Origin of the sequence: Synechococcus sp. PCC 7336 (assembly GCF_000332275.1) — a bacterium.
Classification (GTDB): domain Bacteria; phylum Cyanobacteriota; class Cyanobacteriia; order Thermostichales; family PCC-7336; genus PCC-7336.
Window position 1 is genome coordinate 933,241 of record NZ_CM001776.1, and the last position, 22,139, is coordinate 955,379.

Sequence of the window (22,139 nt, forward strand, 5' to 3'; positions counted from 1 at the left end):
TTGACTAAGGTTGCTTGGATAGGATGTAAAGATCTCGACAACCGCTGACCAGGAACGTTAGGTTTCTGTTTTCCTTAAGTTTTGTGGGTGAAATTAGGAGGTGCTAACCTGCGATCGCCCTAATGGGTTTAGCTACCGCAAGTTGGCCATCAAACCTAACTACTCGCTGCAACGGATGCTTGGCTAAACTGTCGCTCTTCGTTGAGAGTCTCTCTAGCACCGCTGACCTCAAGGACGTTAGGTTTCTGCTTAGCTTAAATTTTGTGGGTGAAATTGGGAGGTGCTAACCTGCGATCGCCCTAATGGGTTTAGCTACCGCAAGTGGGCCATCAAACCTAACCATTCGCCGCAGCGGATGCTTGGCAAAACTATTGCTCTTCGTTGAGAGGTTATCTAGCACCGCTAACCTCAAGGCCGTTAGGTTTCTGCTGTCCTTAAGTTTTGTTGGTAAAGTTGGGAGGTGCTAGCCTGCGATCGCCCTAATGAGTTTAGCTACCGCAAGTTGGCCATCAAACCTAACCACTCGCCGCAGCGGATGCTTGGCTAAACTGTCGATCTTGTGTTGATAGTTAATCTAGCACCGCTAGACTCAAGGCCATTATGCCGCTGAGTCATTTGTAGGATTGTCACCTAAACGGTATCTTAGGAGGAGCCTCAGATGAAGTAGGCAATGTGTGGAGCAAGTGATATAATTACGGGCACAGTCAAGAGATCTGACCTTTTCGGATCGTGGGAGCATGGTCTTCCCTTGACTGATTTTGCTTTTAAAGGGATATGAAGCAGCATGTATCTACTGTACGTAGATGAGTCTGGTACAACCCACGACCCAAATCAACAGTATTTCGTGCTAGCTGGGTTTTGTGTATTTGAGCGACAAGGATATTGGATTGCTAACCAGCTTGACCAAATTGCAGCTAGGTTTGATCCTGCTGATCCAGCAGCAGTTGAGTTACATGGTAGCCCAATATTCGGAGGAAGAGGGCGATGGAGGAGTCATCCTAAAGAAGATCGGCATCAAGCGATTGAAGATGCCCTAAAAGTTTTTCTACAATCTCATCCCAGCAATCGATTGTTTGCAAGCGTGATCAAGAAATCTGCGGTATATCCAAAAGACCCCGTTGAGGCTGCATTTGAGCAGTTAGCCAGTAGATTTGATAAGTATTTAATGAGATTGCATAGGAACGGCAACACGCACAGAGGAATCATCATCTTTGATAAATCCACTTATGAGACAACAATTCAATCCTTGGCAACTGATTTTAGGACGATTGGATACACCTGGGGTGTGATAAGGAACTTTTCAGAAGTACCTCTCTTTTTAGATTCAAAAGCATCAAGACTGATTCAACTTGCTGACTTGATTGCATACGCTGTTTTTAGGCATTTTGAAAAGGGGGATAATAGATTTTTCCCTATCATTGAACCTAGATTTGATTCAGAAGGTGGTGTAGTTCACGGACTACACATCTTGCAATGAGTCGCGGCATAACAACCCGGTTGGAACGGACTGCCGAGAGATCTTGGTGATGTTGCAAAGTTTCCTAACAGCCGCTCAACCGGAACGTTAGGTTTCTACTGTCCTTAAATTTTGTGGGTAAAACTGGGAGGTGCTAGCCTGCGATCGCCATAATGGGCTTGGCTGTTGCAAGTCGGCCATCAAACCTAACCATTCACTTGACCTTAAGATTTTTGGGTGAAATGGGGAGGTGCTAGGCTGCGATCGCACCATAATTGGATTATCTGTTTTAAGTCGGCCATCAACTCTAAGCACTCCTGCAGCAGATTCTTGTCAAAACTATCGATTCTCTTTTAAGAGTCGATCTATCACCGCCGAGCTCAAGGCCGTTAGCCCTAGGGATGCCAAAGTGACTTCCAGCCTTACAAGTTTTGCATCTCGGCTGGGAATTGGGACATGGGCTGATAAGATTCTGGGCAAGATCTAACCAGCAACTCTCTTTCAATGTCTACTCCAGAAGCACTTGATGCCCTGATTGCCCAGCTTACTCAGGAACTTGACCAAGTTCAGCAGATTGCCCAACATGGTCTGAAAATCACCTGGGAAAAACTTCGAGCAACTCCAGATAGTACCGAACTCACTCGATTATTTGCAATTTTCAACAATGTCTCGTTTTTTGCAGAAAACTATAGAGGGCGAATTCAGACAACGGTAAAAACAATTTCCGAAGCAAACCTAGAAGCAGAACGACTTCAAGACGCTGGTGAGGAGTTAGCAGCCTTACTTGGAGTGACATTAGAGGCTAAAATGTTGGTAGAGAATTCTGTTCGTCGCTTGAGCAAGCTATCATGACACAAGTAGAACAAAGCACTGTTGGTCAATCTAAGCTAGAGGAAGTCGTTTCATTAGCCGAAGCTGCGGAAGCTAAGATGCAGCTATTTTCTCAACAGGCCGAGGAATTCACAGCCAAGTGGGAGCAAACCGTTAGCCAACATAATAGCTCACATCAGGCTAATGCTTAACCCTGTACTACAAGGGATGCTCAATTCATACGTTGCCTGCTTGAATTTTAGATTGTCTTTCGCGCCTCTGAGCACCACCGTTAGGTTTCTGCTGAGCTTAAATTTTGTGGGTGAAATTGGGAGGTGCTAACCTGCGATCGCCCTAATTGGTCTAGCTATTGCAAGTTGGCCATCAAACCTAACCATTCGCTGCAACGGATGCTTAGCAAAACTGTCGCTCTTTGTTGAGAGATTATCTAGCACCGCTGAGCTCAAGGACGTTAGGCTGACTTTTGTGTGAAATGCTTCTGCAAACAGCACCCTCGATTCAAATATTTTTTGCATTTTGGCTTTACTTGTTTTAACGATCTCTAGTAAAGTAAAGCCTAGTTTGCTTTACTAAGAATTCTGTAAGTATGCCATCCTTTACTAAGAAAGCAGAACGGGCAGGGCAGTGGGTGTGGCAGGGCAGTGGTGAAACTTCTTATGAGGCCTTTATTCCTGCGCCTTTACCACCTGTTCCAGCAATTACGGTAGACTCAGCGCTTCAGCGACAGCTTGAAGCTGCCGGGTTGGCCTTAGGGCGACTTGATGGGATTGGGCGACTACTACCAGGGCCAGAAGAACTTCTATACAGTTACATCCGGAAGGAAGCTGTGCTGTCAAGCCAGATTGAGGGAACTCAGTCATCCATTGCTGATTTGCTTCTGCATGAGAATCAGTCAATGCCGGGAGTTGTATTGGAAGATGTTCAAGAGGTTTCCAATTACATCGGTGCATTGGGCTATGGCATTGATCGCCTTTCGACGCTGCCGCTCAGCTTACGCCTGATTCGCGAGTCTCATGAACGACTTGTCCGTGGCACTCGTGGCGATCGAAAGGCACCTGGAGAGTTCAGACGTTCCCAGAACTGGATTGGGGGAAGTAAACCCAGTGATGCCATGTTTGTGCCACCTCCCCCCCATGAGTTACCAGACATACTCAGTGCGTTCGAAAAATTTCTCCATTCTACGGAGTATCCTGTTTTGCTCAAGGTAGGGCTTGCACACGCGCAATTTGAGACAATTCACCCCTTTCTTGACGGCAATGGTCGAGTAGGTCGTATGCTCATAGCACTTATGCTTGTTGCAGAAGGAGTATTGGAAAGGCCGTGGCTTTATGTGAGCCTTCATTTTAAAAAGCACCGTGACAAGTATTATAGTCTTCTTCAAGACGTAAGAACCCAAGGAAATTGGGAAGAGTGGCTTGTATTTTTCCTTGAAGGTGTTACCGTCACTGCCAATCAAGCTACAGATAAGATCCGTGCTCTAATGGCCCTCTTTGAGCGAGATCGGAAAGTAGTAGAGCAGTCGCGGAAAGGCTCGATTTACCAGTCAGTTGCAGTGCAGTCAAACTTGACAGTCTACGATTACTTAAAGAAAAGGATCGCAATCCGGATTCCTGAAACTGCAGAAGCCTGTGGAACAACGAAGCCAACTGTTAAACGTGCTATCGACGATCTTCAAAAACTTGGTATCGTGACCGAGGCAACAGGTAAACCCAGGAATAAAGTGTATATCTATACAGAGTACCTAGATATTTTGAATCAGGATGACGGCACCTCTAAACTATCGAATGAACGCAGTAATGAGTGAGCGAAGCTGATTCATAATTGTCCCGTCTTTTTTTCCACTAAATCAATCGCCTAACTCTTGCATGCACCGGACGGACTAAGAATGTTTCGCTTCGTTTACATCTTCTTCCCGCCGGTGATGCAACCGTTATGCCGCTGATTGATCGGTGAGAGTGTAAGCGAAAAGCTAACGATCGGGGTTTGGCAATTTCAAACTTAGCACATGGTATTTTGTTGCTGAAAGTTGCGCAACCATTTCGGCACGAGACGAAACCTCAAGCTTACGGAACATTCGCTTCAGAGCTTGCTTCACAGAATTCTCGGTAATCCAAAGTTCAGTCCCAATTTCTGCATTGGTTCGTCCCAAGGCGACTAATTCAGCAATTTGTAATTCACGAGGCGTCAAGCAATCTGCCTTGAATGATGGGTGTTGAGATTTTCCTTCGGAAACACTTCGTGAACGCACTGTTGAAACCCAATCAGACAAGTGTAAACAGACAGCGCTCAAATCGGCTAGATTTTGTGTATTGAAGGCAGGCATTGACTGTTCGCGAGTGAAACCTACAGTCCCAATTAATTGACCACGACTGACGATCGGTCCTGCCATCACATGCCAATGATCCGGACGAGGACAGATTAACTTCCAAGCCTTGGGTACCGTCACCAATCTCTCATGGACGGGAGTGTGGCGTTCTGCGACGTAACGCGCTACTGGATTATGCTCCAGAGACAGGGCAAGGTTGAGAACGGGTTGAAACCTTAGATCTTCCAAAAGTTGGTCGAAGAAAAATATTCCCGATCGCTTGGCAGCAAAGTATTCCCCAAGCTTGGGCGCAAGGCGCGATCGCAAGTTATCTTCATCCGTTGCCCGGTGGATTTCTTCAAATAATGGGCTCAAGGAAATAGTCATGGTGAAAAGAGTACCCGATCGAGGACTATGCCGGGCTGATCGCCGCTTCTAGTATAAGAGGAGATTCAATGCAGTCACCCAAAGGAAATTAATTCATGACCGACCCACAAAAATACGTTATTGGCTTGGTTTTTTATCCTGGCATGACCTCACTGGATATAGTCGGCCCCCATCAAGTTTTTAGCGCCCTCCCCAATGTCACACTACATCGCATCTGGAAAGCGCTAGACCCCATTGTCTGCGATGACGGATTGTCGATTGTGCCGGATACCACCTTTACAGATTGCCCACCCCTGGACGTGATTTGTGTCGGCGGCGGTTTAGAACAACAAGCCGTGGGAGACGATCCAGAAGTGCTGGAGTTTTTCCGCAAACAGGGCAGCACGGCAAAGTTTGTCACTTCTGTGTGTGGCGGATCGGAGTTTCTGGCGAAAGCGGGTCTGCTCAAGGGGTACCGAGCAGCGACCCACTGGGGAATGCGCCAACAACTCATGACACATCCAGGCGTTGAGGTGGGGACTGAGCGTGTCGTGGTCGATCGCAATCGTATCACGGGTGGCGGTGTGACAGCAGGGATTGATTTTGGTTTGACGATCGCGAGCATCCTTTACGATGAGGAAACCGCCAAGATCGTTCAATTATTACTGGAGTACGATCCCGCCCCACCCTTTGATACAGGTTCTCCCGAAAAAGCAGGCCCTGAAATCGTTAATAAAGCAATGTTATACATGCAGAAACTGTCCAGCTTAAAACTCGCAAAAACAGCAAGCTAATCATGATTACAGCTTTGGAGAAAGATCGCGATATCACCGTTTCAAATCGGGTAAAGATTAGTTTCTATGTGATTTCCATCGTTTTTAACGTTTGCTTAATTGCTCAGGTATTAACGGTTGGCGTTGCCTACTTTAGCGATCCTGCCTGGTGGACTATTCATGTGTGGCTCGTGCGAGGGTATGGCGGACTATCGCTGATATTGTTGGCAGGAGCATTAATGGCTCCATTCTCAAACAGAGTTCGATCGCTTGCTGTCAGTCTACCGGTGCTGCTGGGACTTCAGTTTTGCAGTATCCATCTGAAAACTTCGCTTCACTTAGAGGTGCTGCATCCTCTCATTGGCTTCACGTTGTTCTATGTTTCTTCAAGCCTCGTACACCGTGTATCGCGTGAGTACATGAAACAGGGAGGTGAAAAGAGCGCAGCAAAATCGGGATAGGGAGAAGTGTTTAACTCCCCCCTCCCACACCGCCCTGCAAGCGGGTCCGCACAGGGCGGTTCAATATCGCGGAGCAAACATGAATTGAGGCTATTTCGCATACCCTTGGGCTTTCATCCAAAGGTCGCGAATTGATAGCAATCCCTGCTCTTTTAGCCACTCATTAGTCATCCCACTGTGCGTCGCCAGCGTTCTTGACAAGCGCCAATAACCTTTACGGCTAAGGCCGGTCAAAATTGCCTGACGCTTAGACGTACCCAACTCCAGAAGATTACGAATGCGAGTGCGCGCTCGTCGCCACTGTTTCCAGTAGCACATCCGAACCCGCCTCCTCAACCATCCGTCTAACTCTGGAATCGGTTGGTAGTATTGCGAGATGCCAAAGTAGCCCATCCATCCTCGCAAGTACTGGTTTAACCGAGTCAGGCGTTCTTCCATTGAGACCCCAACTGCGGGAGGTGAGTCCACGCAGTCGATGTTTGAAGTCATCAAAGGCTTTCTGCGACCAATACACCCGCATCCCTCGGAAGCTGAATCCGAGCTCCTCCAATGCTTGGACACTGACCACCTGAGATTTCTGCCGATTGACCCGCAGCTTTAACGTTTGGGTCAGATATCGGCTGATACTTGCCATCACTCGCTGACCTGCCCGGATACTTTTGACCAGAATGACCAGGTCGTCCATATAGCGGACAAAGCGGTGACCTCGTTTCTCCAGTTCTCGCTCGAGATCGTCCAACAGGATGTTGGCGAGCAAAGGCGATAACGGAGACCCTTGCGGCGTCCCCAATGCCGTTGCCTGGACGAGGCCGTCCACCATGACGCCTGCCCGCAGGTATCGACCGAGCAGCCGCAGGAGCACTTTGTCATGCACCTGCCGCGATACGCGAGCCATCAATACATCGTGCTGCACTGTAGCGAAGAATTTCTCCAAATCCAGGTCAACCGCGATACGATGTCCCGCTTTCCTGTGGTCTTTTACCTGTGCAATGGCTCCGTGGGCAGAGCGCTTGGGTCGGCTGCCGAAGCTCGATTCCGAAAACTCAGGGTCGAACATCGGCGTTAGCACTTGCAAGACAGCTTGCTGGATGAACCGGTCTAGAACACAAGGCACCCCTAGCAATCTGTCTCCTCTGCCTCCCGGCTTGGGGATGACCACCCGGCGCACGGGAGCAGGTTGATACGTGCCCTCCAATAGGGATTGGCTGATTGTGGGCCAATGCTTTCGGGCGTAGGCGGGGAAGTCCTCTAAGCTCATCCCGTCACTGCCGGGTGCGCCTTGGTTGGACTTCACACGCTGCCATGCCTGTCGGACATTGGCGCTCTCCACAACTCGACCCATCAGGTTCAAGCCTAAGGCTGGCTGTATGCCGTAACGCCAGTCCGTATCTCCCCCGCTCGGGTTCATTGACACGCCTGAGTTCGTCATGGCTCCTCCTTATGCGACACTGTTCGGTCCTTCACTGCGACAGCAGCTACTATGACCTCTGCTGACTTCTGCCCAATGCGGCTGCTGTTGCCAACAGTCGTGCTGTCTGAGTCTCCGTAGGGTCCGGTGGTTTCCCCATCTCTTTCGCGATGGACCTCAGTCCGACTCCCATAGATTCCCTGACTGCCCTCGGACAGACCTGCCCGGATAAGAACGTGAACTGTCCCTGCACAACCGCGCCATTTACCGTGTCCTTTGAACCAGAGGGCTTCGTTGTGTGGTGCCAACTCGCCCCAAGAATCTCGGCCTTCTATGACGTTTCTGTTCGTCGGCTCGCAGTTTTGCTGCTGGCTTCCTTCAGACATTTCCTCGCGGAAACACCCTTGCCTTAAGCTAGTCGTTGTTGTCTCTCGGCTCCCATGACTTTCGAGCATTTGGACTCTGGTTCTCCGACAGGGGACTTTCACCCCATGAGTTCACGCCCATGCCGGGCGTACACCACTCGCTGCAACGGATGCTTGGCTAAACTATTGCTCTTCGTTGAGAGGTTATCTAGCACCGCTAGGCTCAAGGCCGTTATTGCCCTTGCTGCGTTAAAGCACGGCGAGGTGGTGGGCGGTCTCGCGGCGTACGAACTACAAAAATTCGAGCAAGAACGCAGTGAAATCTATATCTACGATTTGGCCGTTTCGGCTGCACACCGTCGTGAAGGTATAGCGACAGCGCTCATTCAGGAGCTTAAAAGTATTGGCACATAACGAGGGGTCTATGTCATTTTCGTTCAGGCCGATATCGGTGATGAGCCTGCTATTGAGCTATACACTAAACTTGGCGTGCGAGAAGATGTATTGCACTTCGATATTGTGGTAAATGATGATGGGTGATTGGTAGCATCTACGCAGATTGACCTTAGTAAAGTGCAATCGTATCGCTATGATAAAAACCAGAGATCGAGCGCTGCATAATAATACCCATACACGCCAACCACCGAAGGTCGATCGGTTATGATTTAGAGATAGTTTGTGGAGTGACGGGTAACGGCATGAATGTTCGAGTAGCGGAATGGGCCGATATCGATACTCTCTTTGAAATCAGAACTAGCGTTGTAGAAAATTATCAATCTCGCGAAGAGATTGCTGAACTCGGTATTACACCAGAGTCAGTTGCCGAAATGCTAGCAACAGACTGTTGTGCGTGGATTGCTGAGATTGGAGAGCGATCGATTGGTTTCTCAATTGCCAATGCTACAGAAAAAACGATATTTGGTATATTTGTCCTTCCTGCTTTTGAAGGCCGAGGAGCTGGACGTGCCCTAATGGAAGCAGCTGAAAACTGGTTGAGATCGAAGGGTATTGAAGAGATTTGGTTGGTTACGGGCAACGATCCCAACTTGAGAGCTTACGGCTTCTATCGCCATCTCGACTGGATTCCAGTAGGTGTTGAATTTGATGGAGACTTCAAAGGGGAAATGAAATTTGTTAAAAGCCATAGAGCCAAATCATCAGTTCCCTCGGGAGGGATGGTCTTATGATTCCAACCCAACGCCTCATCTCGAGTGCAAACGCATTGCCTGTGGGTTAGGCGAGCGATGGGGCAGAGCAGGCTTCTAGCATCTATGTCAATAGTCACTTCGAATCAACTCGCGAACCTTTTCGAGTGACTTGCAGTCGAAAGTAGCGTGTAGGTGAGGAGCAGCCACTTTGAGCGCAGCGTCCGACTCAGAACGCCAACTGGTACAAGCCTGCTTGCAAGGAAATCCCCAAAGCTTTGCGATTCTCTACGATCGCTTTCAGCAGCCAGTTCGCTCCACCCTGTTTCAACTGTGCGGTGCAACGCAGCTTGACGACTTGGTGCAGGAGGTGTTTCTGCGGGCCTGGAAAGGACTGCCTAAGTTTCGGCACAATGCCAAATTCTCCACTTGGCTGTACCGCATTGCCTGGAATGTGGCCTCCGATCGCCGCAAGCAATTGGCTCGCACGCGATCGCGAGAGCAATCTGCGCTCCGCGATGTGGCAACCTTCGGGCAAGCCGCTACCCGCGAGCGAGGGATCGATCGCCTGCACTATCGAGATGTCGTTCAGAAGGGATTGGCTCAACTGAGTCTGGAGCATCGCAGCGTGTTGGTGCTGCACGACTTAGAGGATGTGCCTCAAAAAGAGGTGGCGGACATTTTGGGCATTCCGGTCGGTACCGTCAAATCTCGCCTGCACCACGCCCGTACCGCCATGAAGCGCTACCTAGAGCAGCAAGGAGTTGAACTATGACAGTTCCGCCTGACGAGGAGCAAAAGCTAGTTAACTTTCTGCGGCAATATTGCCCCGATCCTCCCCCTGCCGATCCCGCCCTCAGGGACGAGATCTTGGCACGGGCGGTGCTGCATCCCCATTCGCCTCGCAGCCGCTGGCGGCGCTGGCGATGGGCGATTCCGCCTGTAGTCGCTGCTGCCATTTTGGCCGGTTGGCTGTGGCCTCGTCCCTCCCTCACCACCGCCGAACTGGAGGAGCTCGAGAACTATCTCATCTCCAGTTGGAGCGCCAGTACCACCATCGAAGCCGATCCCTTCGATGACTGGCTGCAAGAGGATGATTCCGCTTTCTTCAACGATCTGTAATTTTGAACGAACTGTAATTTTGTCTGGAACGATGCAAAGACTTCCCCATTCCTCCAAACCTCGATGGCGTCGTCGGGCGGCGATCGCCGTCCTTCTGAGTGCCACTGCCCTCCCGTTCGCAGTCAGTCCAGCGTCAGTGCGCGCCCAACCCCAGTTCGACGGTGCCCGCATGCCGCTGTTGGAAGAACTCGATCTCGCCCCCGAGCAACGGCAACAAATCCGAGCAATTTGGCAGGATGCCCGTGCTGATTTTCTCGATCGCCGAGCGGAACTGCAGGCCGAGCGAGAAACGTTGCAAGGGCTGCTTGCGGGCACGGCTCCCGTGGAAGATATCCGCCCCCAATTCGATCGCGTTCAAACCCTTCGCCAGGAAATGGCGACGCTCTATTTCGAAAATCTCTTGGCGATTCGCGAACTGCTCACCCCCGAACAGCGCACTCTGCTGAGCGATCGCCTTTCCCAGCATCGGGGCAGAGATCGGCGGCGGGGAGGAGGCCATCGCAGCTTTGAGGGCGATCGGTTTGGGCAACCCCCCGGGCTGCAGGACGATGGCGGTGAGTTTTAAGGGGTGAAGGGCAATCCGGCAAACCGATCTGTCGCCTCCACTAAAGCAGACAAAATCCCCGGTTCCGACACCGAATGCCCCGCATCCGGCACCACAATAAACTCTGCTTCCGGCCAAGCCTTGTGCAGTTCCCAAGCCGTTATCGTCGGGCAGACCACATCGTACCGACCCTGCACGATAACCCCCGGAATCTGGCGAATTCGATCGATGTTCTGGAACAACCAATCCTCGCGATCGAAAAAGCCCTGGTTGACAAAATAGTGGCACTCAATCCGCGCAAACGCATCCGCAAAGCCATCGCGCCCAAACTGAGCTGCCACATTGGCATCGGGATACAGCTTGCTGGTGCTGCCCTCCCAAATCGACCAAGCCCGCGCGGCCTCCTGCCGCACCTCGGGATCGACACTCGTCAGTCGTTTGTAATAGGCTGCTACCAAATCCTCCCGCTCCTCCAGCGGAATCGGTTTGAGATAGTCCTCCCACGCCTCTGGAAAAATATGGTTGGTGCCCTCCTGATAAAACCAGCGGATTTCCTGTTGCCGCAGCATAAAAATGCCCCGCAAAATCAGGCCGCAACAGCGATCGGGATGACTCTCCGCATAGGTGAGTGCCAACGTACTGCCCCAACTGCCTCCAAACACCGTCCATTGTTCGATGCCGAGATGCTGGCGCAGGGTTTCGATATCCGCCACCAAGTCCCAAGTGGTGTTGTCGGTCAGTTCGGCATGGGGGGTACTTTTGCCGCAGCCCCGCTGATCGAACAACACAATTCGCCACAGTTCGGGATTGAAGTACTGACGATATTTGGGCAGACTGCCCCCACCGGGACCGCCGTGCAAAAAGACTGCGGGCTTGCCGTTGGGATTGCCGCATTCTTCAAAGTAAATGCGGTGCATGTCAGATACCTGCAGTTTGCCAGCGTTATAGGGCTCGATCGCCGGGTAGAGATTGCGCGCCATTTTGCTAGAGTAACGCGTTCTGTTGCCGACCCGCCTGACGGTTGGCAATCTCGGTCAAGAGTTCCTGCTGTCGGGTGGCATCGGCAATCTTAGTGGCGCTTAACGTCGCTGTTTGCAGATCGCCGCCCTCGAGCGCGGCGAGGGCTATTTGATAGTGGGCTTCATCCACAATGGGTAACGCCTGCGCCTTCCAGAACTCGTTGGAAATAATCTCTACTGCCACGATCGCCGCCTGCCAGTTTTGGCTGTCGAGTTCCTGTTGCGCGGCGCGAACGTAGTTGCGATCGGAGTCCCATTTCCACTGCCAGATCTCGATGGTGCTGCGGGCTAGATCGGCGTCGCCACTGCTGTCTGGAATCGAGGCCAAGAGCGCGATCGCCTCATCCAGCTCGCCCGTCCGGTAGTGTTCTGCAGCGCGGACAAAGCGCGGATCGGAGGATTGACTGCTGGGGAAAGTGGCGATGGTGGAGGTCAGCTCGTTAAGAGTGTTGACGGATGAGCCAGTTGAGGCGATCGCAGGCCCCCGCTCGCTGGAGGGTGCCGAAGTCTGTCGGTAGATTTGATAGGCGGCATAGCTTCCCCCCGCCAGCACGGTTGAGGCAAGTGCGATCGAGGCAAGTAGGAAGGGCGAGCTGGCGATCGCAGGCTGCTTCGATCTGGCATGGGTGGCCCGATCTCGCTCGACCTGAGGGGATTTGAGCGGAGGAGGCACAACAGATGAGCCAACAGGCGGAGTGACAGCCTGCCTGACGGCAGTGTCGCTCGCTTTCATGCCCGCACCAACCGGATCGAACCGCGCTGGCAAGCGGGTGGCTGTATTGTAGAGGGCGCGATCGAGCAGCGCTCCCTCCAGGTTGGCGGTACTCAGATCTGCACCGTTGAGATTGGCCTGCGTCAGGTTGGCTTGCGTCAGGTTGGCCTGCGTTAGCTGGGCATTTTGCAGGTCGGCATGGGAGAGATTGACGCCAATCAGAGAGGTCTGCTCTAACTGGGCACCGCACAATATTGCATGGGCCAGGTTGGCTCCTCTAAAGTTCGCTCGACCCAAGTTGGCACCCGCGAGTCGAGCCCGCTTGAGTTGAATGTGACTTAAGTTCGCACCTCGTAAATCCACTTTAGTCAGGTTGCTTCCCAGCAGGGTGGCATAGCCCAAATTAGCCCCTTTGAGAATGGCGCGGGTGAGGTTAGCCCCCCGGCAATCCACTTTAGTCAGTTCGGCTCCACTCAAGTCAGCCCCGCTTAAATCGACTGGGCCGAGAAAGACTCTTTTCAAGCAAATTCGTTTAAAGTTACGTTCCCCCAAGCGATAGCTCTCCAGCAGGCGATCGCCTTCATTGGCCTGGGGTTTAGCCTGTTTCATGCCTGCTCTCACCGGATCGAAGCGATCGGGAAAGCGGGTGGCGTCACTGTAGAGAGCATCGCTAAAAATCGTTTGTTCGAGCTTCGCTGCACTCAGATCTGCCCCCACCAGGTTGGCGAGGCTCAAGTTGGCTAGCGTCAGATTAGTCTGTTGCAAATTTGCATCGGTCAGATCGGCTCTGCTTAAAAACGCTTGCTTTAAATTGGTGCCGCACAGGCTGCTGGAGGAGAGATCGGCTTGGTTCAGATTTGCCCGAACCAAATTGGCGTCAGTCAGACAGCTAGCCTGCAGTTGCATCTGTTCTAAATCGGCCCCGCGCAAATCTGCACTGGCGAGATCCGCCGCCGTAAAGGTTGCCCGCCCGAGATGTGCACCTCGGAAAATCGCTCGACTCAGCTTCACCCCTTCAAACTTGGTATGGGTTAGATTTGCACCACTAAAATTGGCTTCGCTCAGATCGACCTGTTTCAATTGAGATCGACTGAGGTCGATGCGGCTAAAGTCGCGTTTTCCCAGACGGTATTGCTCCAGTAATTCTTCAGCAGGGAGGGTGTGAAACATCGATCGCCATCCGGGGCAAAGGGTCGAGCTGGGGGGATTGTGCCTGCATCACTGGATGCTTCTATCGGTCAAATCCGAGCGCTACCTACGGCTCTGTCTCGGATAGACAGTGTTTGAGACGCGCCCAAAACCGGTTGAGCGCCTCGTAGTCGATCGCATAAGCAAACCCAAACGACTTTTTAGTGACGAAGTGTTTGAAGTAGACGGGGAATTGACCCTTGACCCAGCCGTCGCCACGTTCGACTTTAGCCACATACGAAGTTCTATAGCTCACCAGTTTCCAGCGAACTCGTGCCAAAAATAGATTGCAGAGGGTTTCAAATCCGTCAAAGGGGTTTCGAGCCCTTAACTCGTCCAGCACTGCCAGTTGAGCTGCGAACCCAAATTTGCCCCGCGACATCTTGCTCCACAAGCGATCGATCGTTTGAATGGCTTCCTCGGGGATGGTGGCGATCGCCCGCTCGTCCAATTTGCTGCGTTCCTGTCGGCAACAGGCCAGTAACAACTTGACAGTCTCGGTACTGGCCTCTTCCCAAGATTCTCCAGCCAGTAGAGCCATTAACGTCGAGGTATCAATACTAAAGGCCAAGTTCAACATCGACGGGACAGGTTCGGCGATCGGGATGGAAACCGTTTGATGCTCCCGCCTGGAAATATTGGAGGGATTGACTTTGGCGAGTAAGTGCGCGCTGCCGCCGTTGAGGGTCGGTGCGAGGGCAGCAGTGTGCTGCGATCGAGAACTCTGCGATCGCGCTTGTACGGACTGAGATCCATTCGCCTCGACCGGAATGGTTTCGGACAAACGGCGATCGCCCGAGACTTGCATCCCTCTGACTGACGGTTCGAACAACAGGGGAAAGCGCGTGTCTGGGCTGTAAATAGCCCCTGCGAGTCGGGCAAGAATGAGGTTCGTACCCTGCAGATCGGCACCGCACAAATTGGCTCGTTCGAAATTGACTCGGTTCAGGTTGGTTTGGGCGAGATTGGCATCGCTGAGATCGGCCCCCGCAAAATCGGCCCCCGCCAAGCAGGCTTGCTCTAGATTTGCCCTCTGCAATTGGGCACCCGCTAGATTGGCGGCACTTAATTCTGCTCTAGCCAAGTTGACGCCTGCAAGGTTGGCGTTCGCGAGCTGGGCATTTTCTAACTCTGCCCCCCGCAGATCCGCTCGAGTCAAATTTGCCTCTGTGAGAATGGCATCGTTGAGGCTGGCCCCTCTGAACAGGACTTGACTGAGGTTGGCAGAAGTAAGGTTCGTCTTTGTCAGATCGGCACCGCTCAAATCTGCTTCGCTCAAGTCAACCCCCCGCAGTTGAGCCCGACTGAGGTCGATGCGGTTAAAATCTCGCTGACCCAATCGGTATTGCTCGATCGCCCGATCGGCCAATTCCGAACGTTGGTCAATGGGTTGCATTCCCGCTGCCACCGGATCGAAGTGTTCGGGGAAGCGGGTGGCTTCGCTATAGAGTGCCCCCTCCAGGCAGGACTGGTCCAGCTTGACCCCGACTAAATTGGCCCCACTGAGGTTGGCCTGCGCGAGATTGGCTTGCTCTAGGTTGGCGCGGGCCAGATCGGCGTCGGTCAGGTTGGCCTCGACCAAAGACACTTGTCCCAGATTGGCCCCGCACAGGCTGCTGGCCGCGAGATTGGCCCCGCTCGCATTCGTTCTACTCAAGTTGGCACCGGCCAGATCGGCCCCTTCAAGCTGGGTGCATGCCAACTCGGCCCCCTGCAGATCGGCCTCGGGCAGACTCGCCTCGTCTAGCAGGGCGCGGTCTAGACAAGCACCCCGCAAGCTAACGTTGTTCAGAATGGCAGCGGTGAAGTTGGCATGGGTTAAGTCAGAGCCGCTGAAGTCGGCTTCGCTCACATCAATGTGGCTGAGATCGACTTGACTGAGGGCAATGCGGCTAAAGTCTCGCTGTCCGGCTTTGTATTGTGCGAGCAACTGATTGCGATCGGTGGGACTATCCATACTACCCACACCTCGACAAGGGGATTTTTACGAGATATTTTAGTTTATTTTTCTACACGAGTTTGTTTAGCTTTACAATTTGTCGAAGCGAGTGGTGCTGTTCCACAGGTGCGTTTGAACGGCTCGTCACGGCTGGCCCTGCCGATCGCCATATTCTGCAAACGAGTAACCGACTAAACCGGAGAGGGTGCCGAGCCCGCGAGCAATCTGCAAGAGCGATCGCACTAAGGCGGGTTTACCCGCGATCGCCGTCGGCAGCAGCGCCACCCCCATGCCGATCAGGCCCAGCCCCTTGGCAAACCGGATCGGCTGCACGCCCCATCCGGGCTTGAGTTCCCGTTCGCACAAGCTGTGGGAGCCCCAAGAGCGAAAGCCCCGCTGCAGAATCCATTTCACCGTGGTGCGGCTGGCGGGAACCGACTCGCGCACGATCGCCTCTGAGGCCCAGACAATCGCGTGACCGGCTCGATGGATGCGCATAAAAAAGTGAGTATCTTCTCCGCCCGTGAGGGCAAAGCGGCGATCGAAGGGGGCTGGACCCATTTCTCGTACGATCGCCGCCCGGATGAGGATATTGTTGGTGGAGGCAAACTCTAGGCGAGCGCCATTGGCAAACGAGCGCGGTTGGAAAAAATTCCCCGCGATCGCCCAGTGCGGCGTTGCAGGATCGTTCAAGATCGGGATGACAGGCCCCCAGACAACATCTGCGTCGTGACGGCTTTGCGCGGTCAGCAGTGCTTCTAGCCAGACCGGATCGGGGACTTCGTCGTCATCGATAAAGGCTAAAAAGTCGGTCTCGGCAGCCACCTGAGCGATGGCTCGATTGCGGGCGTAGGAAATCCCGCGCTGGGGTTCGAGCGCGTAGTGCAGGGGCCAGCTCGATGTGGCTTGGAGGGGCTCGCAAACCGATCGGGCCGAGCCTGCAGCATCGTTATCCACCACGATAATGTCGAGCTCGGGGGGGGCGATCGCCTCAAACTGAAGCTGATTCAGCGCTTGCAACAGCAAGGCCAATTGGCTGGGACGCCGATAGGTGGCAATGCAGATACTGACTCGGACCGTCACCCCCGCACCTCCTCTTTGACGGCTGCTGGTTGGGCCGGTTTGGCGAGCCAGCGCGGCCCCTGTCCCCGCTGGCGTTTCCAATAGCGCCAATACAACTGCCGGGGGATGCTGGCGACTCGATAGGCGACTTCGCTGGCGGGAGGCACCGGAATATCCTGCCAATCTGCTGGGAACTCGTAGCCCCATCGCTGCATGAAGGGACCGAACACCCACTTAGCGCGCGATCGCGCCTCGGGCGAGAAGTAGATAAAGGGATTGCTTTGCTTTTCTCGCGTTTTATTGCCCACTGGAATGGGGCGCACCTGTTGGAGTCCGAGGCGATCGAGTACTGCCGAGAAGTCCTCTTGTAGCGACTCGTAGCGAATGACGCTATCGAGCTGTCGGTGGTTGAGGCTGCTCCAATTGTCGTAGGGCAGGCGGTAGTAGCGTTGGAAGAAGGTGGAAAAATCTGCGCCCGCCTGTACGAAGGCGAATTGCGATCGGTGGGTGCGGGTCATCCAGCCGCCGTTTGGTTTGAACTGGGATGGGTTGGTGAATTGGCCGCCGTGGTTGGTTTTGTATTTGAAATAGCGGGTGGTGACTTCGTCGATGGGGTTGCGGATGCTGGAGAAGGCAAAGTATTGCCGTTGGTCGGCACTGGCCAGCTTTAAAAAGTCTCGGTAGGTGGAATGTTTGAACAGAATGTTTTCGCCGTCGTAGTGCTCTTTGAGCTCTTGGCTGATGCTGGTGGAGGCGGTGTGGGGCAGGGCGATGAAAACGTAGCGGTGTTGGTGGCTGATAATCATGGCGATCGCAGGCGGTTGGGTTTCAGTGAGGGGTTATGTAGCAGGTAAATAGCTGTGGTAATGGGTGGAGGCCATCGTGCGGGCTAGCTGGCGCTCGATCGCCGCCACTTCCCGGTCCGAAATGTAGTCTTGCCACTGTTTGGTTGTGGCCTCAATTTTGCTGAGCAAGGTTTTGCGCAGCGGGTTGACTTTAGCGCTGGCATCGTTGCGGGTGTCGTCATCGGGTATGCATTGCGGCTCGAAGTCTTCGCCGATAAAGTCAAACACGCCGGTCAGGGTGCCGGGGGGATCGGCCACTAGGTCGTCGTAGCGCACCATCTTGAAGTTTTGGGGATCGGTCTGCTGGGCTTTGAGGGCTAGCCGCATGTAGGAGGCGTAGTTGCGGGAGAAGCGGCTGGGGGAAATTTGCAGCCAACTGAGGCGATCGCTTTCAATGCCTAAGTCGAGGGAGTTTTTGAGGCGACGGCGATAGGAGGTGAAAACGTCGATGGGGTGGCGGTGGATGAACAGATATTTGGCCCTGGGAAAGCTGGCGCGCATTTCGGGTAGGCGATAGATGTGGGTGGGGGTTTTTTCCACTAAGCGATCGGCTCTCCGAGCTTGTTGGGCGTAGTAAAAGTAGGCATGCACGAGGCGATCGTTTTTGAGCGCTTTCCAGACTGCGCCGCGATGGAAGTGGGTGCGGCGGGCGATCTTTTGGTAGAGCTGTTTGGCGGGAATACTGGCATGAAACTTCTGGATGGGGGCGGTGGCGGTGCGAAAGGCGCGGTAGCAGTTGTCGTTGTCGAGCATGAATTGGCTCGTGCTGCCGGGGTCGGCGGCGTAGGACTGATAGGGGGAGTCGAAGATTTTGGTTTCGGTGAGTTCGATGCCGGCTTTGTCGAGGTGGTTTTGTAGGTGGAAGTGGGAATGGCGTTGCAGGATGCGGTAGAGCAGGCTACTGCCGCTGCGGGGGGCTCCGACGATGAAGACGGGGGAGGTGGGGGCGATCGCCGCTGAGATGTTTGAGAGGGTGGGCTGAGTCATGGGCGAGCGAGAAATTGTGGCGGAATTTGCGAGAGATGTCTGTAGTTTTCCCAAGTCTCGCCATGACAGGCAAGGCTCGTTGCCGGTGCCCAGCGAGAACCCATTCCCGGCCGCCCTGGCAAGACGCCCTGGAAAACGCAATCGAACAAGTCAAATCTGCCGCTGTTCTTGTGGGTAACGGCGGTATCGCCTCCAATGGGGCATCGCTGCCTAGAAAAACAAGTAGCCCACGCAGCTCAAACTTGGCTCAGCCAGCGATCGGCATCGCCGCCCCGAAACAAACTCCATCAACCCTAGCGCAGCCGGAGATCTGTATCTGATGGAGTCCAATCTCTAAAACCAAAATGAAGAACAGCTCTACTCGAGCAAGTCCAAAGCAATTGCTAGTGCTCGGTTGAGTTGTCGTATTACCTCATTAGAAATTGCATCTCGACTCACGATAATAATGGGCCGGGTTCCAGCCTGTTCCGAGCCTTCTGTAGGGTCGAGTCGCGCGTTGAAGACTTCGCCTCGTTTCACGACCGTTCATTCAACTTGAAGGCTTCCCAGTCAGCCACTGCAAACTCTTCGCACATTTCCAGACATTCTTCTCGATAGTCCAAATCTTCTGCCATCGCGGCAAATTCAGCATCAATCTGCTCTTGTTTGAGAATAGCCAACTCGTGCCGTAGGGCTCGAGCAACGAGCTCATTACGGCTGCGCGCTTTGCCTGCGCGGATAGCTCTGTCAGTTGCTTCTATTAACTCTGAGGGTAGCGATAGAGTTGTTCTAGTTGTCTCGGATGAAGACATCTGTGCCATAATCGCTGCCTAAACTGATGCTTAATATGATGATTGTAATGCGATCGAGATATCAATCGATCGCCCTTCGGGATCCGAGTCCGAGTAGCCCCCACAGCTCAAACTTGGCTCGACCAGCGATCGGCACCACAGCCCCCAGCAGAATCTATTTCCGTGCTGATGTCAATTCAGCTCGGAATGTCTGTCGATCGGATCGGGCTTCTTGCCGACATCCCACCGGCAGAGATCCAAACGCTGTCTGGAGAGAACTCGAACTCCCGAGCAGATCGGAGCAAGCACAAATTACATATTCGCGCCGCCCACAACCTCCAGAATCTCCTGGGTAATACTCGCTTGACGAGCCTTGTTATAGCTCAAATTAAGCGTTGAAATGAGCTCTTTAGCATTATCGCTGGCATTGTTCATGGCCGTCATCCGACAGGCCAATTCACTCGCTGCCGACTCCTGCAACGCCCGCAAAAGCTGGCTTTCGGTGTAAAGAGGCAAGAGAGCATCCAAAATCTGTGTCGGAGCCTGTTCGAAGATCGTGTCCTGAGGGGCGGGGGACAGGTCAACATCAACAATATCGCGCTCGACGGTAAATTTCCCCTGACGAACCAACATCCTGAACACTTCATCCTGCTGGTTTTGCAACACCTCGACAGACATCGGCAATAGCGTCTGTAAGACAGGGCGAGAGCTAATGAGCGAGACAAAGCGAGTGTAAATCAACTCGACTCGATCGATCTTGCCCGCAACAAATGCCGCCATCAGCGAATCGGCAATGTCACCCGCTTCAGAAGCGATCGGGATCTGCTCTAGGCCGATGAAGGTTTTAGCCGGAGTAACACCGCGACGCTTGAAATACTGCACGGCCTTGCGACCGACTAAAAAGTACTCGCACTCAATCCCCTCATCCGCCAACTCCGCAGCCCGCTGCTCGGTTTTCTTGAGGACGTTGATGTTGTAGGCACCGCACAAACCGCGATCGCCCGACACCACCAACAGACCCACCTTCTTGACAGGGCGCTGCTCCAGCAGGGGCAGCTCCACATCCTCCATTTCCAAGCGCGTCTGCAAGCGGAAGAAGACCTGTGCCAATCGATCGGCAAACGGACGAGATGCATTCACCTGCTCTTGTGCCCGCCTCACCTTAGCCGCAGCCACCAACCGCATTGCTTCGGTGATCTTGCGAGTGTTTTTGACAGACTTAATGCGATCGCGAATAGCCTTCAGATTCGACATGACAGGTCTTCCTGATAGGTAACAAATTAGGCGGTTGAATGATTGGAGGGTTAAGCAGCCTTTTCGGCAGAGAAAGCCTGCTTGTAATCGGTAATGGCCTGTTCGAGCAGTTCCTTTGCTTCGTCAGTCAGCTTCTTCTCTGAAGCAATGACTTCGCCAAACTTGGGCTGACTGGTGGACAGATATGAAATCAACCCCTGTTTGAAGTCGACCACATCGCTCAATTCAATATCGTCCAGATAGCCATTGGTACCGGCATAGATGACGGCAACTTGCTCGGACACAGACAGCGGAGAGTACTGGGGCTGCTTGAGAATTTCCCGCAGTCGCTGACCGCGAGCCAACTGAGCTTGGGTAGCGGCATCTAGATCGGAGGCAAATTGAGAGAAGGCTTCCAATTCGCGGAATTGAGCCAACTCCAAGCGAATCTTGCCAGCCACCTTCTTCATCGCTTTGGTTTGAGCGGAAGAGCCTACCCGACTGACCGAAATACCGGCGTCGATCGCGGGACGCAGTCCGGCGTTGAATAGGTCGGCTTCCAAAAAGATTTGGCCGTCGGTAATCGAAATTACGTTGGTGGGAATGTAAGCGGACACGTCACCCGCTTGGGTTTCGATGATCGGCAGAGCCGTCATCGAACCGGCACCCAATTCGTCGCTCAACTTAGCGGCACGCTCCAACAGACGGGAATGGATGTAGAAAACGTCGCCGGGGTAGGCTTCGCGACCGGGGGGACGGCGCAGTAGCAAAGACATTTGACGGTAGGCCACAGCCTGTTTGGACAGGTCGTCGTAAATCACCAGGGTGTGCTTGCCTTCGTACATGAAGTGTTCGGCGATCGCCGCACCCGTGTAAGGAGCCAAGAACTGCAGTGCTGCAGGGGCATTGGCATTAGCGTCCACCACAATGGTGTAGTCCATCGCGCCCTTATCTTCCAGAATGCCCACCACCTGCGCAACCGTAGAGGCCTTCTGGCCGATCGCCACGTAGACGCAAATCACGTCTTCGCCAGCCTGATTGAGGATAGTATCCACCGCCACGGTGGTCTTGCCCGTCTGGCGATCGCCAATAATCAACTCCCGCTGGCCGCGACCGATGGGAATCATGGAGTCGATTGCGGTAATTCCCGTTTGCAGGGGCTCGCAGACCGATTTCCGCGCAATGATGCCGGGGGCAGGAGATTCCAGGAGGCGGCTGGCAGAACAGTTGGGCTCGGGCTTGCCATCAATGACGCGGCAGAGGGGATCGACCACGCGGCCAATCAATTCGGGACCGACCGGAATCTGAGCAATCTTGCCCGTAGACTTAACGGAACTCCCTTCTTGGATGCTGCGACCAGCTCCCATCAGTACTGCGCCCACATTATCCTCTTCTAGGTTGAGGGCGATGCCGACGGTGCCGTCTTCAAATTCCAGCAATTCGCTGGCCATAGCTTTGTCGAGGCCGTAGATGCGGGCGATGCCGTCGCCGACTTGCAGCACGGTACCGACATTGGAGACTTGAACTTCTTGGTTGTACTGCTCGATCTGCTGCTTAATAATGCTGCTGATCTCGTCGGGGCGAATCGTAGCCATAATGTCCTCTTCA

General features: G+C 53.4%; 22 protein-coding genes and 2 pseudogenes. 11 read left to right on the forward strand and 13 right to left on the reverse strand.

What is annotated here, in order from left to right; all coding sequences use genetic code 11:
• Positions 1-784: 784 nt before the first annotated feature.
• From SYN7336_RS32155 to SYN7336_RS04560, 4 genes are all read left to right on the forward strand, one after another.
• Complete coding sequence (locus SYN7336_RS32155; protein ID WP_026100691.1) at positions 785-1,477, forward strand: DUF3800 domain-containing protein; 693 nt, start codon at positions 785-787, stop codon at positions 1,475-1,477.
• Positions 1,478-1,960: 483 nt separating this feature from the next.
• Entirely contained in the window at positions 1,961-2,308 is a 348-nt protein-coding gene (locus tag SYN7336_RS04545) for a hypothetical protein (protein ID WP_017324743.1), read from the forward strand.
• Positions 2,305-2,478, forward strand: coding sequence for a hypothetical protein (locus tag SYN7336_RS31645; protein WP_017324744.1), 174 nt, complete (start codon positions 2,305-2,307; stop codon positions 2,476-2,478). The genes SYN7336_RS04545 and SYN7336_RS31645 overlap by 4 nt, the downstream gene beginning before the upstream one ends.
• 395 nt (positions 2,479-2,873) lie before the next feature.
• Complete coding sequence (locus tag SYN7336_RS04560) at positions 2,874-4,091, forward strand: Fic family protein (RefSeq protein ID WP_017324746.1); 1,218 nt, start codon at positions 2,874-2,876, stop codon at positions 4,089-4,091.
• A gap of 165 nt (positions 4,092-4,256) precedes the next feature.
• Here SYN7336_RS04560 and SYN7336_RS04565 read toward each other — a convergent pair whose 3' ends face one another.
• Positions 4,257-4,979: a LuxR C-terminal-related transcriptional regulator gene (locus tag SYN7336_RS04565; RefSeq protein ID WP_017324747.1), complete on the reverse strand. Its 723-nt coding sequence runs from the start codon at positions 4,977-4,979 to the stop codon at positions 4,257-4,259.
• A 95-nt stretch (positions 4,980-5,074) separates the two neighbouring features.
• Here SYN7336_RS04565 and SYN7336_RS04570 point away from each other — a divergent pair, with 95 nt between their 5' ends.
• Together SYN7336_RS04570 and SYN7336_RS04575 are read left to right on the forward strand one after the other, a co-directional pair.
• Entirely contained in the window at positions 5,075-5,752 is a 678-nt protein-coding gene (locus SYN7336_RS04570) for a DJ-1/PfpI family protein (RefSeq protein WP_017324748.1), read from the forward strand.
• Between the two features lie 2 nt (positions 5,753-5,754).
• Complete coding sequence (locus SYN7336_RS04575) at positions 5,755-6,192, forward strand: DUF6220 domain-containing protein (protein WP_017324749.1); 438 nt, start codon at positions 5,755-5,757, stop codon at positions 6,190-6,192.
• Positions 6,193-6,282: 90 nt separating this feature from the next.
• Here SYN7336_RS04575 and SYN7336_RS32910 read toward each other — a convergent pair whose 3' ends face one another.
• Both SYN7336_RS32910 and ltrA read right to left on the reverse strand, forming a co-directional pair.
• The gene (locus SYN7336_RS32910) at positions 6,283-6,681 is read right to left on the reverse strand and encodes a group II intron maturase-specific domain-containing protein (protein ID WP_227498598.1); all 399 of its coding nucleotides are present in this window, start codon (positions 6,679-6,681) and stop codon (positions 6,283-6,285) included.
• A 7-nt stretch (positions 6,682-6,688) separates the two neighbouring features.
• Positions 6,689-7,621 (reverse strand): annotated as a pseudogene (gene ltrA, locus SYN7336_RS24465) (group II intron reverse transcriptase/maturase); the annotation flags it as partial.
• A 470-nt stretch (positions 7,622-8,091) separates the two neighbouring features.
• Here ltrA and SYN7336_RS32915 point away from each other — a divergent pair.
• From SYN7336_RS32915 to SYN7336_RS24475, 5 genes and pseudogenes are all read left to right on the forward strand, one after another.
• Positions 8,092-8,505: pseudogene (locus SYN7336_RS32915) on the forward strand (GNAT family N-acetyltransferase).
• Positions 8,506-8,648: 143 nt separating this feature from the next.
• Positions 8,649-9,152, forward strand: coding sequence for a GNAT family N-acetyltransferase (locus tag SYN7336_RS04595; protein WP_227498599.1), 504 nt, complete (start codon positions 8,649-8,651; stop codon positions 9,150-9,152).
• A gap of 169 nt (positions 9,153-9,321) precedes the next feature.
• A complete protein-coding gene (locus tag SYN7336_RS04600) occupies positions 9,322-9,885 on the forward strand; it encodes a sigma-70 family RNA polymerase sigma factor (RefSeq protein ID WP_017324753.1) in 564 nt (187 codons plus the stop codon).
• Positions 9,882-10,232 carry a hypothetical protein gene (locus tag SYN7336_RS04605; protein WP_017324754.1) on the forward strand — a complete coding sequence of 117 codons (351 nt, stop codon included), beginning with the start codon at positions 9,882-9,884 and terminating at the stop codon, positions 10,230-10,232. The genes SYN7336_RS04600 and SYN7336_RS04605 overlap by 4 nt, the downstream gene beginning before the upstream one ends.
• A gap of 31 nt (positions 10,233-10,263) precedes the next feature.
• On the forward strand, positions 10,264-10,797 hold the full coding sequence (locus tag SYN7336_RS24475) for a Spy/CpxP family protein refolding chaperone (protein ID WP_071590741.1): 534 nt from the start codon (positions 10,264-10,266) through the stop codon (positions 10,795-10,797).
• On the opposite strand, the gene pip is transcribed toward SYN7336_RS24475, so the two are convergent.
• The 10 genes from pip to atpA form a co-directional block, all read right to left on the reverse strand.
• Positions 10,794-11,756 carry a prolyl aminopeptidase gene (gene pip / locus SYN7336_RS04615; RefSeq protein WP_017324756.1) on the reverse strand — a complete coding sequence of 321 codons (963 nt, stop codon included), beginning with the start codon at positions 11,754-11,756 and terminating at the stop codon, positions 10,794-10,796. The two genes, SYN7336_RS24475 and pip, sit on opposite strands and share 4 nt — an antisense overlap.
• A 4-nt stretch (positions 11,757-11,760) precedes the next feature.
• Entirely contained in the window at positions 11,761-13,677 is a 1,917-nt protein-coding gene (locus SYN7336_RS27685; protein ID WP_017324757.1) for a pentapeptide repeat-containing protein, read from the reverse strand.
• An 85-nt stretch (positions 13,678-13,762) separates the two neighbouring features.
• Positions 13,763-15,652, reverse strand: a complete 1,890-nt coding sequence (locus tag SYN7336_RS04625) for a pentapeptide repeat-containing protein (protein WP_017324758.1) — start codon at positions 15,650-15,652, stop codon at positions 13,763-13,765.
• A 126-nt stretch (positions 15,653-15,778) separates the two neighbouring features.
• A complete protein-coding gene (locus SYN7336_RS04630; protein ID WP_202951139.1) occupies positions 15,779-16,807 on the reverse strand; it encodes a glycosyltransferase family 2 protein in 1,029 nt (342 codons plus the stop codon).
• Entirely contained in the window at positions 16,714-17,502 is a 789-nt protein-coding gene (locus SYN7336_RS31955; RefSeq protein WP_017324760.1) for a sulfotransferase family 2 domain-containing protein, read from the reverse strand. The genes SYN7336_RS04630 and SYN7336_RS31955 overlap by 94 nt, the downstream gene beginning before the upstream one ends.
• Positions 17,503-17,535: 33 nt before the next feature.
• Positions 17,536-18,528, reverse strand: a complete 993-nt coding sequence (locus SYN7336_RS04640) for a sulfotransferase (RefSeq protein WP_017324761.1) — start codon at positions 18,526-18,528, stop codon at positions 17,536-17,538.
• Between the two features lie 357 nt (positions 18,529-18,885).
• Positions 18,886-19,047 carry a type II toxin-antitoxin system PemK/MazF family toxin gene (locus SYN7336_RS31960; RefSeq protein ID WP_017324762.1) on the reverse strand — a complete coding sequence of 54 codons (162 nt, stop codon included), beginning with the start codon at positions 19,045-19,047 and terminating at the stop codon, positions 18,886-18,888.
• Positions 19,044-19,328: a ribbon-helix-helix domain-containing protein gene (locus tag SYN7336_RS04650; protein WP_227498600.1), complete on the reverse strand. Its 285-nt coding sequence runs from the start codon at positions 19,326-19,328 to the stop codon at positions 19,044-19,046. Before SYN7336_RS04650 ends, SYN7336_RS31960 begins: the two co-directional genes overlap by 4 nt.
• A 282-nt stretch (positions 19,329-19,610) precedes the next feature.
• Positions 19,611-20,552: a F0F1 ATP synthase subunit gamma gene (locus SYN7336_RS04655; RefSeq protein ID WP_017324764.1), complete on the reverse strand. Its 942-nt coding sequence runs from the start codon at positions 20,550-20,552 to the stop codon at positions 19,611-19,613.
• 50 nt (positions 20,553-20,602) lie between these two features.
• A complete protein-coding gene (atpA, locus tag SYN7336_RS04660) occupies positions 20,603-22,126 on the reverse strand; it encodes a F0F1 ATP synthase subunit alpha (RefSeq protein ID WP_017324765.1) in 1,524 nt (507 codons plus the stop codon).
• Between the last annotated feature and the right edge of the window lie 13 nt (positions 22,127-22,139).

What these genes read in the sequence shown, in the direction of transcription:
- SYN7336_RS32155 (WP_026100691.1), top strand. Translation starts at nt 785, where the DNA reads ATGTATCTACTGTACGTAGATGAGTCTGGTACAACCCACGACCCAAAT.
- SYN7336_RS04545 (WP_017324743.1), top strand. Translation starts at nt 1,961, where the DNA reads ATGTCTACTCCAGAAGCACTTGATGCCCTGATTGCCCAGCTTACTCAG.
- SYN7336_RS31645 (WP_017324744.1), top strand. Translation starts at nt 2,305, where the DNA reads ATGACACAAGTAGAACAAAGCACTGTTGGTCAATCTAAGCTAGAGGAA.
- SYN7336_RS04560 (WP_017324746.1), top strand. Translation starts at nt 2,874, where the DNA reads ATGCCATCCTTTACTAAGAAAGCAGAACGGGCAGGGCAGTGGGTGTGG.
- SYN7336_RS04565 (WP_017324747.1), bottom strand. Translation starts at nt 4,979, where the DNA reads ATGACTATTTCCTTGAGCCCATTATTTGAAGAAATCCACCGGGCAACG.
- SYN7336_RS04570 (WP_017324748.1), top strand. Translation starts at nt 5,075, where the DNA reads ATGACCGACCCACAAAAATACGTTATTGGCTTGGTTTTTTATCCTGGC.
- SYN7336_RS04575 (WP_017324749.1), top strand. Translation starts at nt 5,755, where the DNA reads ATGATTACAGCTTTGGAGAAAGATCGCGATATCACCGTTTCAAATCGG.
- SYN7336_RS32910 (WP_227498598.1), bottom strand. Translation starts at nt 6,681, where the DNA reads ATGACTTCAAACATCGACTGCGTGGACTCACCTCCCGCAGTTGGGGTC.
- SYN7336_RS04605 (WP_017324754.1), top strand. Translation starts at nt 9,882, where the DNA reads ATGACAGTTCCGCCTGACGAGGAGCAAAAGCTAGTTAACTTTCTGCGG.
- SYN7336_RS24475 (WP_071590741.1), top strand. Translation starts at nt 10,264, where the DNA reads ATGCAAAGACTTCCCCATTCCTCCAAACCTCGATGGCGTCGTCGGGCG.
- pip (WP_017324756.1), bottom strand. Translation starts at nt 11,756, where the DNA reads ATGGCGCGCAATCTCTACCCGGCGATCGAGCCCTATAACGCTGGCAAA.
- SYN7336_RS27685 (WP_017324757.1), bottom strand. Translation starts at nt 13,677, where the DNA reads ATGTTTCACACCCTCCCTGCTGAAGAATTACTGGAGCAATACCGTCTG.
- SYN7336_RS04625 (WP_017324758.1), bottom strand. Translation starts at nt 15,652, where the DNA reads ATGGATAGTCCCACCGATCGCAATCAGTTGCTCGCACAATACAAAGCC.
- SYN7336_RS31955 (WP_017324760.1), bottom strand. Translation starts at nt 17,502, where the DNA reads ATGATTATCAGCCACCAACACCGCTACGTTTTCATCGCCCTGCCCCAC.
- SYN7336_RS04640 (WP_017324761.1), bottom strand. Translation starts at nt 18,528, where the DNA reads ATGACTCAGCCCACCCTCTCAAACATCTCAGCGGCGATCGCCCCCACC.
- SYN7336_RS04650 (WP_227498600.1), bottom strand. Translation starts at nt 19,328, where the DNA reads ATGGCACAGATGTCTTCATCCGAGACAACTAGAACAACTCTATCGCTA.
- SYN7336_RS04655 (WP_017324764.1), bottom strand. Translation starts at nt 20,552, where the DNA reads ATGTCGAATCTGAAGGCTATTCGCGATCGCATTAAGTCTGTCAAAAAC.
- atpA (WP_017324765.1), bottom strand. Translation starts at nt 22,126, where the DNA reads ATGGCTACGATTCGCCCCGACGAGATCAGCAGCATTATTAAGCAGCAG.